This is a genomic window from Streptomyces sp. AM 2-1-1 (genome assembly GCF_029167645.1).
Lineage (GTDB): Bacteria > Actinomycetota > Actinomycetes > Streptomycetales > Streptomycetaceae > Streptomyces.
Genome location: NZ_CP119147.1, coordinates 4,891,055 through 4,904,797, shown reverse-complemented (window position 1 = coordinate 4,904,797; position 13,743 = coordinate 4,891,055). Strand labels below are relative to the sequence as shown.

General features: G+C 69.8%; 11 protein-coding genes. 2 read left to right on the top strand and 9 right to left on the bottom strand.

Going from position 1 to position 13,743, the window contains the following annotated elements:
- Window positions 1–48: 48 nt before the first annotated feature.
- Entirely contained in the window at window positions 49–2,079 is a 2,031-nt protein-coding gene (locus tag PZB77_RS21395; RefSeq protein ID WP_275494225.1) for a glycosyltransferase family 2 protein, read from the top strand.
- A 99-nt stretch (window positions 2,080–2,178) separates the two neighbouring features.
- Window positions 2,179–2,778, top strand: coding sequence for a dTDP-4-dehydrorhamnose 3,5-epimerase (gene rfbC, locus PZB77_RS21390; protein ID WP_275496155.1), 600 nt, complete (start codon window positions 2,179–2,181; stop codon window positions 2,776–2,778).
- 98 nt (window positions 2,779–2,876) lie between these two features.
- On the opposite strand, the gene rfbD is transcribed toward rfbC, so the two are convergent.
- From rfbD to rplU, 9 genes are all read right to left on the bottom strand, one after another.
- Complete coding sequence (gene rfbD, locus PZB77_RS21385) at window positions 2,877–3,761, bottom strand: dTDP-4-dehydrorhamnose reductase (RefSeq protein ID WP_275494224.1); 885 nt, start codon at window positions 3,759–3,761, stop codon at window positions 2,877–2,879.
- Window positions 3,758–4,744: a dTDP-glucose 4,6-dehydratase gene (rfbB, locus tag PZB77_RS21380; protein WP_275494223.1), complete on the bottom strand. Its 987-nt coding sequence runs from the start codon at window positions 4,742–4,744 to the stop codon at window positions 3,758–3,760. Before rfbB ends, rfbD begins: the two co-directional genes overlap by 4 nt.
- Window positions 4,741–5,811 carry a glucose-1-phosphate thymidylyltransferase gene (locus PZB77_RS21375; protein WP_275494222.1) on the bottom strand — a complete coding sequence of 357 codons (1,071 nt, stop codon included), beginning with the start codon at window positions 5,809–5,811 and terminating at the stop codon, window positions 4,741–4,743. The genes rfbB and PZB77_RS21375 overlap by 4 nt, the downstream gene beginning before the upstream one ends.
- A 179-nt stretch (window positions 5,812–5,990) precedes the next feature.
- On the bottom strand, window positions 5,991–7,223 hold the full coding sequence (locus PZB77_RS21370) for a glycosyltransferase family 2 protein (RefSeq protein ID WP_275494221.1): 1,233 nt from the start codon (window positions 7,221–7,223) through the stop codon (window positions 5,991–5,993).
- Between the two features lie 154 nt (window positions 7,224–7,377).
- Window positions 7,378–9,423 (bottom strand): hypothetical protein, encoded by a 2,046-nt coding sequence (locus tag PZB77_RS21365; RefSeq protein WP_275494220.1) that lies wholly within the window; start codon window positions 9,421–9,423, stop codon window positions 7,378–7,380.
- A 133-nt stretch (window positions 9,424–9,556) separates the two neighbouring features.
- Complete coding sequence (locus PZB77_RS21360; protein WP_275494219.1) at window positions 9,557–11,056, bottom strand: bifunctional cytidylyltransferase/SDR family oxidoreductase; 1,500 nt, start codon at window positions 11,054–11,056, stop codon at window positions 9,557–9,559.
- A gap of 407 nt (window positions 11,057–11,463) precedes the next feature.
- Complete coding sequence (gene obgE / locus PZB77_RS21355; RefSeq protein ID WP_275494218.1) at window positions 11,464–12,900, bottom strand: GTPase ObgE; 1,437 nt, start codon at window positions 12,898–12,900, stop codon at window positions 11,464–11,466.
- Window positions 12,901–13,039: 139 nt separating this feature from the next.
- A complete protein-coding gene (gene rpmA / locus PZB77_RS21350; protein WP_014045902.1) occupies window positions 13,040–13,297 on the bottom strand; it encodes a 50S ribosomal protein L27 in 258 nt (85 codons plus the stop codon).
- 11 nt (window positions 13,298–13,308) lie between these two features.
- On the bottom strand, window positions 13,309–13,629 hold the full coding sequence (gene rplU, locus PZB77_RS21345) for a 50S ribosomal protein L21 (protein WP_015577124.1): 321 nt from the start codon (window positions 13,627–13,629) through the stop codon (window positions 13,309–13,311).
- Window positions 13,630–13,743: the final 114 nt, after the last annotated feature.

The window sequence follows — 13,743 nt, the reverse complement described above, 5'->3', positions numbered from 1 at the left end:
CGACACCGCCTTCGCGTTCAGGGTTCCCACAAGAGATGGGACACAGTTGTGTCAGTCAAAGTCAGCGTCATCATCCCGGTGTACAACCCGGGAAAGTACATCGACCCCGCCATCGATTCCTTGCTGCGTCAGACCCTCCCCGCAAGCGAATTCGAAGTGCTGTTCGTCAATGACGGTTCGACCGACGACACACGCGAGCGGCTCGAAAAGCTTGCCACCGAGCACGCGCACTTCCGTGTGATCACCATCCCCAATTCGGGCTGGCCGGGCAAGCCTCGCAACATCGGCGTGGCGGAAGCCAAGGGCGAGTACGTCCAATTCCTCGACCAGGACGACTATCTCGCCTCCGAAGCGCTGCAGCGCCTCTACGCCATGGGGCACCGCAACGGCTCGGACATCGTCATCGGCAAGGTGGCCAGCAACTTCCGCGGCGTCCCGCACGGCGTCTTCAAGGTCAACCGCGAGAAGTGCTCCCTGCGCGACGCTCCGCTGTACGACAGCCTGACCCCGCACAAGATGTTCCGGACGGAATTCCTGCGCGAGAACAACATCGCCTATCCCGAGGGCAAGCGCCGCCTCGAGGACCAGCTGTACATGATGCAGGCGTATTTCCCGGCGAAGGTCGTCTCCATTCTCGGCAGTTACACCTGCTACTACTACTCGCGGCGCGACGACGGCCAGAACGCCGGCTCCGCGAAGATCATCCCGTCGGGCTATTACGGGAATCTCCGCGAAGTCCTCGACGTCGTCGTGGAGAACACCGAGCCGGGCGAGTTCCGCGACCTGCTGCTGCGCCGCTTCTACCGTGTGGAGATGTTGTCGCGTCTCAGTGAGCCCGCTGTGCAGAAGTACACACCGGAGTACCGGGACGAGATGATCGACGCGGTCCGGCCGCTGGCCGCGGACTTCATGCACGACGGCGTGCACGACGGGCTGGGCCCGATCCAGCGGCTCCGCTCCACCCTGCTGCGCAACGACGACCGCCAGGGACTGCTCCGCATCGCCCGCCTGGCCGCCTCCATCAAGGCGACCGCCCGCCTCGAGAAGCTCGCGTGGCAGCCGGACGGCCGGATCAGGATCGACGTCACCGGCCGGCTCGTCCACGGCGACGACCAGGCGCCCGTCACCCTGGTGCGCCGGGGCGGCCGCCTCCACCTGCACCCGGACCTCACCGCGGACCTGCTGCCGGCCGGAGAGCTGCTGGACGTCGAGGACGACCTGGACGGCTACATGGCGGAGATCTCGCTGCGCAACCGCGAGACCGCCGTCGAGTGGCCCTGCCCCGCGAAGTTCACCTCGGAGGTCAGGGAGATCTCCGACGGTGTCTTCGAGGTCTTCCTGAGCGGCTACGGCCACGTCACCTCCGAGGGCGTCAAGGGCCGCGGCCGCGTCTCGCGCGGTTTCTGGGACATCTGGGTGCCGCTGCGCGGGCTCGGCGTCGTCCGCAAGGCCCGGCTCGGCGCGGACCGCGCCCCCGAGGTCGACGCGGCGTGCCTGCCCGCCTCGCTGGGTTCTCCCGCCCGTGCCGTGATCCCGTACTTCACGGACCCGCACGGCAACCTGACGCTGGACGTCGCCCGCCGCGCCAAGAAGCTGGCCGCGTACCTGGAGGGCCGCCCGGTCCTGCGCACCCCCGGCTCCAGGACGGAGCTGCGCCTCGACATCGTCACCTCGGCCGCCACGGCGCCCTCCAAGGCCGAACTGGTGCTGACCTCGACCGGCGGCGACGACCGGACCATGCCGACGACGCTGCGCCCCGTGCAGGGCCGCGCCCACGTCTCGGTGCCCGCCAAGGCCGCGGACGTGCCGCCGGGCGAGTGGAAGCTCTCGGTCCGGCTGGACGGCGCCAAGAGCGCCGGGGTACCCCTCGCGGACGTACGGGTGGAGCGGGGCGGGAAGATCGTCCTCGTGTCGGACCTGCCCGAGGTGAGCCCCGCGATGCTGAGCGCGATGGCCGCGGCGCGCCGCAAGGCGACCGTGCGCAGCGCGCTGCGGAGCGTGGGCGGACCGATCGTCCGTCGGCTGCCCGCCAAGGCCCGCAAGAAGGCGCGCGGGCTCGCCAAGAAGGTCGGCGGCTGACACACCGTCCGCGGCCGTCCGCCACCGGGCGGCCCGGTCCGAGTGTGGGCCCAGAACGTGAAGAACCCGAGAAGCGAAGAGAACAGGAACGTGAATCAGATGCGGCAGCTCGACATCGCCGGGGCGTGGGTGCAGGAGCCCAAGCTCTTCCCCGACAGCCGGGGAAGCTTCCACGAGTGGTTCCAGGCCGCCGACTTCACCGAGGCGGCCGGGCACGGCCTCCGGCTCGCCCAGGCCAACTGCTCGGTGTCGAGCCGGGGGACCCTGCGCGGCATCCACTTCGCCGACGTGCCGCCGAGCCAGGCCAAGTACGTCAAGTGCGTGCGCGGCGCGGTGCTGGACGTGATCGTGGACATCCGGGTCGGCTCCCCCACGTACAAGCAGTGGGAGGCCGTACGGCTCGACGACGTCGACCACCACGCGGTCTACCTCTCCGAGGGGCTCGGTCACGCCTTCATGGCCCTGACCGACGACGCCACCGTGGTGTACCTCTGCTCCGAGGGGTACGCCCCGGGCCGCGAGCACGGCATCAACCCGCTCGACCCGGAGCTGGGCATCGAGTGGCCCGAAGGCATCACTCCGCTGCTCTCCGACAAGGACGCCGCCGCCCCCACGCTGGCCGAGGCCGAGGCGCGGGGTCTGCTGCCCTCGTTCGAGGCGTGCCAGGCCTACGCCGCGCAGCTGCGCGCCCGGGGCTGATCCGGCGGCAGCCCGCACACCACGACGCCCGGCCGGTGATCCCGGCCGGGCGTTCGGTGTTCCCGGGTCCCGGCACGCCCTCGCGGACGGCCGGGCGGTCAGCCGCGCTCGGCGGTGACGAGGGCGGGGAACGCCTCCGCCAGTGCCTCGCGCCAGTCGCGGACCGGCTCGATCCCGGCGGCGGACCACCGGTCGTGGCCGAGCACGCTGTACGCGGGGCGGGGAGCGGGCCGGACGAACGCCTCGCTGGTGGTCGGCCGGACCCGCTCGGGGTCCGCGCCCAGCAGCCGGAAGATCTCCCGGGTGAAGCCGCACCAGGTCGTCCCGCCGCCGCTGGTGCCGTGGTAGACGCCGGCCGGGGCGGTGCCCGCGAGCGCGCCCTTGCCGAGGGCCACCAGACGGTCCGCCAGGTCGACGGTCCACGTCGGCTGCCCGCGCTGGTCGTCCACGACGTCGAGCGTCTCCTTGATGCCTTCCAGCTTGATCATCGTGCGGACGAAGTTCCCGCCGCCCGCTCCGTAGAGCCAGGCCGTACGGACCACGTAGCCGGTCTCCGGCAGGGTCTCCAGCACCGCTCGCTCGCCCGCGAGCTTGGTGCGGCCGTAGGCGCTGCGCGGAGCCGTGGGGGCGTCCTCGGCGTACGGCTCGTCACCGTCGCCGGCGAAGACGTAGTCCGTGGAGACCTGGAGCAGGACGGCGCCGTGTTCGCGGCACGCCTCGGCGAGGACCCGCGGGCCGGTGCCGTTGACGCGCAGCGCGGCCTCCTCCTGGCTCTCCGCGTCGTCCACGGCGGTCCAGGCGGCGCAGTTGACGACGACCGCGGGGCGGTGCTCCGCGAAGACGGCGCGCACGGCCTCCGGGTCCGCGACGTCGAGCGCCGCGCGGTCGGCGGCGACCGCGACGACGCCCTCGGCGGCCAGCTTCGCCAGCACGTCCCGGCCGAGCATGCCGCCGGCCCCGGTCACCAGCCAGACGGCGCTCACAGGGCGGCCCGGTCCTTCAGCGGCTCCCACCAGGCGCGGTTGTCGCGGTACCACTGCACGGTCTCGGCGAGGCCCTGCTTGAAGTCCTTGCGCGGGACGTAGCCGAGCTCCTCGCGGATCTTGGCGCAGTCCACGGAGTAGCGGCGGTCGTGGCCCTTGCGGTCCTCGACGTAGGTGACGCTGGTCTCCCAGTCGGCGCCGCAGGCTTCCAGCAGCAGGCCGGTGAGCTCCTTGTTGGAGAGCTCGGTGCCACCGCCGATGTTGTAGACCTCGCCGGCGCGGCCCTTGGTGCGGACCAGCTCGATGCCCTGGACGTGGTCGTCGATGTGCAGCCAGTCGCGGACGTTGGCGCCGTCCCCGTAGAGCGGGACGGTCTTGCCGTCGAGCAGGTTGGTGACGAAGAGCGGGATGACCTTCTCGGGGAAGTGGTGGTGCCCGTAGTTGTTGGAGCAGCGGGTCACCCGCACGTCGAGCCCGTGGGTGCGGTGGTACGAGAGCGCGATGAGGTCGCTGGACGCCTTCGCCGAGGAGTAGGGCGAGTTGGGCTCCAGCGGGTGCGTCTCGGGCCAGGAGCCCTCGTCGATCGAGCCGTAGACCTCGTCGGTGGAGATGTGCACGAAGGTCTTGATCCCGGCCAGGTGCGCGGCGTGGATCAGGGTGTGGGTGCCCACGACGTTCGTACGGACGAACTCGGCGCCCCCGTCGATGGAGCGGTCGACGTGCGACTCGGCGGCGAAGTGCACCACCTGGTCGTGGTCGGCCATCAGCTTGCCGACGAGCTCGGCGTCGCAGATGTCCCCCTGCACGAAGGAGAAGCCCGGGTGGTCGCGGACCTCGTCGAGGTTGGCGGGGTTGCCCGCGTAGGTGAGCTTGTCCAGCACCGTGACGGCGATGTCGCCGGGGCCCTGGGGGCCGAGGACGGTACGGACGTAGTGCGAGCCGATGAAGCCGGCTCCGCCGGTCACCAGGATGTGGGTGGTCATGAGGAGATCTGCACCTTGCTGTGGTCGCCGAGGACGAGTCGGTGGGCTGAGGGGTTGCGGGGCGCCGGGGTGACCTCGACGTCGCGGCCGATGAGCGACGCCTCCACGCGGCGGACACCGGTGATGGAGGCACCCCGGAGCACGATGGAGTACTCGATCTCGCTGTCCTCGATCCGGCAGCCCTCGGAGACCGAGGTGAAGGGACCGACGTACGCGTCGCTGATCACGGAGCCGGCTCCGATGATCGCGGGCCCGACGATGCGGCTGCCGGTGACCTTGGCGCCGGGCTCGATCCGCACGCGGCCGATGATCTCGCTGTGCTCGTCCACCTCCGCGCCTTCCACGGTCGGCTCGACGGTCTCCAGGACGGACCGGTTGACCTCCAGCATGTCGGTGACGTTGCCGGTGTCCTTCCAGTAGCCGGAGATGGTGGTCGAGCGGACGTTGCGCTCCTGGTCGATCAGCCACTGGATGGCGTGGGTGATCTCCAGCTCGCCGCGCCAGGACGGCTCGATCGAGCGGACCGCCTCGTGGATCGCCGGGGTGAAGAGGTAGACGCCGACGAGGGCGAGGTCGCTCTTCGGCTCCTTCGGCTTCTCCTCCAGGGCGACGACGCGTCCCTGGGCGTCCAGTTCGGCGACGCCGAAGGAGGTCGGGTTCGGGACCCGGGTCAGCAGGATCTGCGCGTCGGGGCGGTCGTCGCGGAATCCCTCGACCAGGCCGGTGATGCCGCCGACGATGAAGTTGTCGCCGAGGTACATCACGAAGTCGTCGTCGCCCAGGAAGTCGCGCGCGATGAGTACCGCGTGCGCCAGGCCGAGCGGCGCGTCCTGCGGGATGTAGGTGGCCTTGATGCCGAGTGCCGAGCCGTCCCCGACCGCTTCCCGGATCTCGGCGGCGGTGTCGCCCACGATGATGCCGACCTCGGTGATGCCCGCGTCGGCGATCGCTTCGAGCCCGTAGAAGAGCACCGGCTTGTTGGCGACCGGTACCAGTTGCTTCGCGGACGTGTGGGTGATCGGGCGCAGGCGGGTGCCCGCCCCGCCGGAGAGTACGAGTGCCTTCACGTGTGCTGTCCCCAAGCTGCGTGGTCGGTGGCCGGAAACCGGATGGCAGGCGTTTCCGAGGCCGCTTTCATTCCATGGGATATTACTTCGAGTTCGCCTGCGGTTTCCCGGAGAGCAACCCGTCCCCCGCCCGTCCCCCGCCGTTCGGCCCCGGGCACCGGCCCGCGGCCCGCGGGAGATCACACGGAGGACTTCCAGCGCCTCATGTCGCGGCGGACCCGGCGGACCACCCGGTGCGCCAGCGTGGGGGCGGGCTTGCCCTGACCCGGCTTCGGCCGCGGGGGCGCCTGCAGCCGCTTGCTGGTGGACCATTCCGGCACCGTCATCTCGAACACCTCGTCCGGCAGGCCCGCCTCGGGCTTGCGGAAGTGCGGGTACGCGAGGTAGGCGGCGTCCCCCCGGTCCGCCCGGACGACCTTCGGCGTGTGCCGGGCCGCGAGGTACCGGTGGACGTCGGCGAGCAGGTCCAGGCGGCCGCGGGCCACGCATTCGAGCCGGAGGCGTTCGTTCACCTTGATCAGCTTCGCGACGCCCGGGGTCCAGTACGCGGTGATCGGGGCGGCCAGTTCCAGCTTGTGGGCGCGGACCTCCTCGCTCTCCTTGAGGATCGCCGGTCCGAACTGCTGGATCAGTCCCACGGTGAACGGGCGCGCCATCAGGTAGTCGCGCTCCGGGCCCGCGGGCACCAGCCCGGCGATCAGCTCCACCATCGCCTTCAGTGCGGCGAACCGGGGCTCGTAACCCCCGGAACGGGTGACGTGCAGGCCGTCGTCGCGTCCCACGAGGTAGTAGCAGACGTATTCGGAGACGACGGAGACGCCGGCGCCCCTGAGGTACGCCTCCATGGTGAAGAGGGAGTCCTCCCCGGTGCTCATCGTCTCGTCGAAGGTGATCCCGTGCCGGACCAGCAGGTCGCGGCGGAAGAGCTTCTGGGCGCTGAGGGTGTAGATGACGCGGGAGGAGTAGAGGTCGACGCGCTCCTCGTCGTGGCGCCCCCACATGGACCCGGCGGCGCCCCGGTTGACCCCCACCATCTTGCCGAGCACCACGTCGGTGCCGGCCTTGTCGGCGAGGGCGACCATGCGTTCGAGCGCTTCGAAGCCGAGGAAGTCGTCGGCGTCGAGGAAGAAGACGAACCGGCCGCGCGCGCGGGCGAGGCCCACGTTGCGCGGGCCGCTCGGGCCGCCCGAGTTGGCCTGGTGGATCACGGTGGTGGGGATGTTGGTGCGTGCGGCGAACTCGTCCAGGTAGGCGCCGGTACCGTCCTTCGAACCGTCGTCGACCGCGATGAGTTCGAAGCGGTCGGCGGGAAGGGTCTGTGCCTCCACGGACTGGAGGCACCGGGTGAGGTAGGGCATCGCTTCATAAGCGCCGATGATCACGCTGACGTCCGGAATTAGAGTTTCGTTCACAAATACACATGACAGCGGACACACAGACTTAGTTGCGTTGCTGAGTCAAGTGCGATAAGTGAGACGCATCACAATGGCCCGTTCTCGTTCTTTCATGAGCGAGAACGGGCCATGGACTGCTGTGTTTCAGCCAAGGACGGGCCTGATGGGAAGTTCAGCCACCCACGGGCTCGTTGAGATGCGCGGTGCGCAGGTTGCGCGCCTCCGCCCGGGCGGCCAGCGCGTGGACGGCGCGGTCGAACCGGGAGAGTGAGGACGGCTCGTCGGGCCCGAGGAGGTACTCCTTGAGCTCCCGCCGGCCCTCGGCGAGGTCGTCCCGCGCCGGGTCGGTGACGGCCGCGAGCAGGCGGTCCAGCTCACTCGCGTCGTTGGAGAGGATCACGGCGGCCCGGACGGCGGTGTTCTGCCGCTTGAACTCCTCCTCGCCGAGCTCCGCCGAGTCGGTGACCGCGTACGGCTTGCCGCTGGCGATGAAGTCCGAGACCACGCTGGAGATGTCGGACACCATGGCGTCCGACTCGTTGAAGCAGTCGTACAGGCGCATCGTCGAGCCGGAGATGACCTGGTGCTGCCACCAGCCCCGGGAGCGCCAGTAGGCGGCGTTCCACTCGTCCCGCAGCTTCGCGGTCTCCGCCTCGCGCGCCGGATCGGCGAGCGAGTTGCGCGAGAGCTCCGCCTCGTCCCGGGCCGTCTCGCCCGCGCCGCCGGCCAGCTCGGCCAGGCGTGCCTCGATGCGGGCCAGGTCGGCACGCGCCTCGGCCTGCTCGCCCTGGAGCGCCGCGCTCTCCTTCGCCCAGCGCGCGTCGGTGAGGCGGCGGGCGGCCGCCTCCTCGATCATCGCGGTGATCCGCAGGTGCGCCTCGGCGGCCTTGCGGCTGCGGGTGCCGGTGAACGGGTGCGGCTTGTAGAGCACCCGTACGGGCTGCTCGGACTCCAGCAGGCGCCGGACGATGTTCTCGCCCGCGAGCAGCAGCGAGGTGTTGCCCGGGTTGTCGTCCCAGCCCTCCCAGGTGGGCGCGTACAGCACGGTCGGAACCGGGTTCTTCGGCGTACCGGTCCACGGGGTGATGGTGGCCAGCTGCGGCCGTCCCACCTCCACGATGTCCTCGTCACGGACGCCGACGTCGGCCAGCGCGTAGCGGTCGCGGCCGGCCCGGCCGGCGGTCCACACCTCGTCGTACGCCTTGCTGTACGGGTTGACGCTGGCCAGCTTGTCGCTGTCGCCGTGCCCGATGAAGACGTGCTTGATGGTCGGCACCCGCAGCATGTGGATGTTCTTGCCGACGTTCGCCGCGTAGAGCGCGACGCGCACCGTGGAGAGGTCCATGTTCATCAGGTGCACGCCGCCCGGCACGCAGAGGACCGGGACGGAGGTGCCGGCGAGCTGCGGGACGATGGCCCGCTCGCGCAGGAGGATCAGCGGACGGCCGTCCAGCCGGCCCATGGTCTCCAGCCACATGTTGACCTGGTAGGCCGAGTCCTTCGAACCGGAGAAGTAGAGGACGACGGTCGGCTTGTACTGCTGCAGCCACCCGTCGACGGCCGCCAGGACCTTCGCCTCCGGGGGTACGAGGCGGCTGGGCCGCACGTACGGGAGCAGCGCCAGGATGTAGAGCCCGGCGAGGAACAGCGTCAGCCCGAGGCCCGCGTAGGCGAACTCCTCGACGTCGCTCCTGATCGCGATCAGCACGCCCACCATGGCGAAGACGTCGAGGTGGAGCATCTTCTCGGCGGGGCGGCTCATCAGCAGCCGCGGCGGGGCGTCCCCTATGCCGACGGGGCCGAGGTCGATGTTGCGGGTGACCACCGGCAGCTTCCGGCGCAGCCGGATGAGGGTGACCATCGCGCTCTGCGGAGCCTGCAGGCCGTAGAAAACCAGGAGACAGGCGACCGTCGTGTAAAAGAGCGTCTCCTCGCCGAATCCCATGCGCGCCAGCAGAAGAATCAGCAGCAGTTCGCGGACGAGGAATCGGATCGACAGGCCGGCCCGGACGGCGGCGAGGCGATTGACGAGATAACTGCCGCAGTAATGCAAATAGCGGTCGGCCACATAAGTGGCGAGGACCGCTGCGGCGAAGAACCAGAAATTGGGGAGTATCGCCGCGAGCATGACGCACGGGAATCCCAGGGCCAGGAAGAGCGCGGCGGCCAGTTCGGACCCGCTGCCCACTCTCGCCACGCGAATGGCTTTCGAAAACACGAAGTACCGCTCCCGAGGGTTCCGACATATACCTTGCGAGTGGATTGTGAAGAAAATCCTTCACGAATTCGGACCCCTGCCGTTCACGCGGAGGTGAACAACAGGGGTCCGAATGGTGGATTGTCAAGCAGTATTACACATCGGCCTGTCGGTCCAGGACGGCGGCCAGCGCCTGCTCGAAGCCGGACGCCTGGGAGGCGCCCCGGGTCGGGTCCTGCTGCCGGACGTCGATGACGTGGCCGGTCATCTCGGAGAGCAGGACGTCGAGCGAGGTGCGGGCGACCGCCTCGGAGGAGAGCAGCGAACCGGCGGGCTCGTCGCCGAAGGCCTTGGTACGCATCGGCGTGGCGGTGCGCTCCGGGTTCACACAGTTCACCCGCACCCCGTCGGCGGCCCACTCGTCCGAGAGCGCCTGGGTGAGGTTGACCATGGCGGCCTTGGTCGAGGAGTAGAGGCTGTACTCGGCCCGGCCGCGGGTGTAGCTGCTGGAGGTGTAGAGGAGCAGCTGACCCTTGGACTCGGCGAGGAACTTGTGCGAGGCGCGGGCGATCTGGACCGGCGCGAGGTAGTTGACGTTCAGCGCTTCCTGGATCGTCGCGGTGTCCGTCTCCGCCAGCTTGCCGATCCGCAGCACTCCCGCGGTGTTGACGACGTAGTCGACCCGGCCGGTCTCCGAGTAGGCCGTGGAGAGCGCGTCGTCGATGTGCTCCGGGTTCTCCACGTGCGTACCGGTGGTGGAGCGGCCGAGGGCGTAGACCTTGGCGCCGAACGACTCGGCGAGGGCGGCGATGTCCGCGCCGATCCCGTACGAGCCGCCGAAGACGACCATGGTCTTCCCGGCCAGCGCCTCCCGGTAGGCGGCGTCGTCGGCGGCCGAGACCACGGCCGTGGAGGCCAGCTGGAAGAGCTTGTCCGTGATGAAGACGTCGACCGGCTGCGTCACCTTCATGTTGTACTCGTCGCCCGCGACGACGTAGATCGGTACGTCGGGCAGGTACTTCAGGACCACCGAGCAGTCGTCGGTGGCCTGGAAGTTGGGGTCGCCCGCGGCGACCTCGTACGCCCGGCGGATGGTGGAGAGCTTGAACCCCTGCGGCGTCTGGCCCCGGCGCAGGCGGGAACGGTCGGGGACCTCGGTGATGAACTCGCCGTCGCCGCCGTGCGTACGGGTCACGATGATCGTGTCCGCGGACGGGATGGCGACGTCGACCGCGTCGTAGCGTCCGAGGGCGTCCACGCAGTCCGTGATGACGCGCTGCGACAGCAGGGGGCGCACGGCGTCGTGGAAGAGGACGTTGCGGTCCTCGCCCTCCGCCAGGCCCTCGCCGAGCACGGAGATCGCCCGCTCGGTGGTCTCGTTGCGCGTCGTCCCGCCCTCGATGACCTTGACCACCTTGGTCAGGCCGGCCTTCGTGACGATCTTCTCGACGTCGGCGACGTAGCCGGGGGCCATCAGCACGATGATGTCGTCGATCGAGTCGGACTGCTGGAAGATCGACAGGGTGTGCTCGATGACAGCCTTGCCTGCGATCTTCAGCAGTTGCTTGGGGATGGACAGTCCCACGCGCTGACCGGTACCCCCGGCGAGCACGACTGCTGTGGTACGGGCTTGGGCTATGTGCTGCACAGACACAGACGACCTACCTTGCGAGGGCTAGGGAACCCCCCGATGGTTGCACTCTCCGTTACCATCTCGCAAGGTGGACGTCGAGTGGCCGCTGCTTGACGGACACCCGGCGTTCCCTTGTGAGCAGGGCCGTTACCTGCGAAAGCGCCGTACGCGCGGGTGACCGACACCACACGGTTGAGCGACCCGGAGCGCGCCTGAGCGCCGCGGAGGGCCTTCCCGATTCACCCGACCGGCCGACACGCGCCGCCCCGTCTCACCCGTTCGGGGGTGCCGGCTCCCCCGGGTTCCGTACCGCGCACGGGAACGCGAGAGGGCCCCTCCCCCGGCGACCGCGCGGGCCGGGAGGCCTGCTGCGGTGTCCGGCGGAGGGGCCCGCACCGGCGGCGTGTGCCCCGGTGTCCCTCACGGCTTTAGAAGGGGTCGAACTCGTCGTACTCCTTCTGCGAGTCGTCGCGCTCGGCGTCGCGGTCCCGGCGACGCTGCGCGGCGGGGCGCGGGGCCTCCATGCGGTGGTCCTCGCCGCGGCGGCCGAGCATCTCGGCGCCGGCCATCATCGTCGGCTCCCAGTCGAAGACGACCGCGTTCTCCTCGGGGCCGATGGCCACGCCGTCGCCCGCACGGGCTCCGGCCTTCATCAGGGCCGTCTCGACGCCGAGGCGGTTCAGCCGGTCCGCGAGGTAACCGACGGCCTCGTCGTTGGAGAAGTCGGTCTGGCGCACCCAGCGCTCCGGCTTCTCGCCGCGCACCCGGTAGATGCCCTCCTCGTCGACGGCCACGGTGAACCCGGTGTCGTCGACGGCCTTCGGGCGGATGACGACGCGGGTCGCCTCCTCCTTCGGCTTGGCGGCACGTGCCTCGGCGACGATCCCGGCCAGGGCGTAGGAGAGGTCGTTGAGGCCCTTGTGCGCGAGGGCGGAGACCTCGAAGACGCGGTAGCCGCGGTCTTCCAGCTCCGGACGGATCATCTCGGCCAGCTCCTGGCCGTCGGGGATGTCGACCTTGTTGAGGACGACGATGCGGGGCCGGTCGTCCAGGCCGCCGTACTGGCGCAGCTCCTCCTCGATGATGTCGAGGTCGGAGACGGGGTCCCGGTCGGACTCCAGCGTCGCCGTGTCCAGCACGTGCACGAGCACCGAGCAGCGCTCGACGTGACGGAGGAACTCCAGGCCCAGTCCGCGGCCCTGGCTGGCGCCGGGGATGAGTCCGGGGACGTCGGCGATGGTGTAGACGTTCGCGCCGGCGGTGACGACACCGAGGTTGGGCACCAGGGTCGTGAACGGGTAGTCCGCGATCTTCGGCTTGGCCGCCGAGAGCACCGAGATCAGCGAGGACTTGCCCGCGCTCGGGTAGCCGACCAGCGCCACGTCGGCGACGGTCTTGAGCTCCAGCACGATGTCGCGCGACTCGCCCGGCTCGCCGAGGAGCGCGAAGCCGGGGGCCTTGCGGCGGGCCGACGCGAGCGCGGCGTTGCCGAGGCCGCCGCGGCCGCCCTGTCCGGCGACGAAGGTGGTCCCCTGACCGACGAGGTCGGCGAGGACGTTGCCCTCCTTGTCGAGGACGACGGTGCCGTCCGGCACGGGCAGGACCATGTCCTGGCCGTCCTTGCCCGAACGGTTGTCACCCGCGCCGGGCTGGCCGCTGGTGGCCTTGCGGTGGGGGTGGTGGTGGTAGTCGAGCAGCGTGGTCACGGCCTGATCGACGACGAGGGTCACGTCGCCACCGCGTCCGCCGTTGCCGCCGTCGGGTCCGCCGAGAGGCTTGAACTTCTCACGGTGGACGGAGGCACAGCCGTGGCCTCCGTTACCCGCGGCGGCATGCAGCTCGACGCGGTCCACGAAGGTGGTCATGGTGGGTGCCTCCAGGTACTGCAATCTGCGGAACTGTCTCTGATGTAACACGCCGAGGGCGGACCCGCTTCCCCGTCGACCGGGAAAGCTGCGATCCGCCCTCGGAAGGTGTTGCGTCGTTACCGTGCTCGCCGGAAGATCAGGCGGCGACGGGAACGATGTTGACGACCTTGCGGCCGCGGTGCGTGCCGAACTCCACCGCACCGGCGGTCAGCGCGAACAGCGTGTCGTCGCCGCCGCGGCCGACGCCCGTGCCCGGGTGGAAGTGGGTACCGCGCTGGCGGACCAGGATCTCACCGGCGTTGACGGCCTGACCGCCGAAGCGCTTCACGCCGAGCCGCTGAGCATTGGAGTCGCGCCCGTTCCGAGTGGACGATGCGCCCTTCTTGTGTGCCATGTCTCAGTCCCTTACTTCGCAGCCGCGGGGATACCGGTGACCTTGATCGCCGTGTACTGCTGGCGGTGACCCTGGCGACGGCGGTAGCCGGTCTTGTTCTTGTACCGAAGGATGTCGATCTTCGCACCCTTGTGGTGGTCCACGATCTCCGCCTGGACCTTGATGCCGTCCAGGACCCACGGGTCGCTGGTCACGGCGTCTCCGTCGACAACGAGCAGGGTCGAGAGCTCGACCGTGTCGCCAACCTTGGCAGTGGAAATCTTGTCAACCTCAACGATGTCACCGACAGCAACCTTGTGCTGGCGGCCACCGCTGCGCACGATGGCGTACACGCGGATCTCTCTCTCACTCGGAACGGATCCCCTGATGCCAGCCGCCCGCACGGGCCGGAGCCCGGGACGATCCGGAAGGATGAGCGGCCTCTCCTGGCGCGGAACCGCACCGGG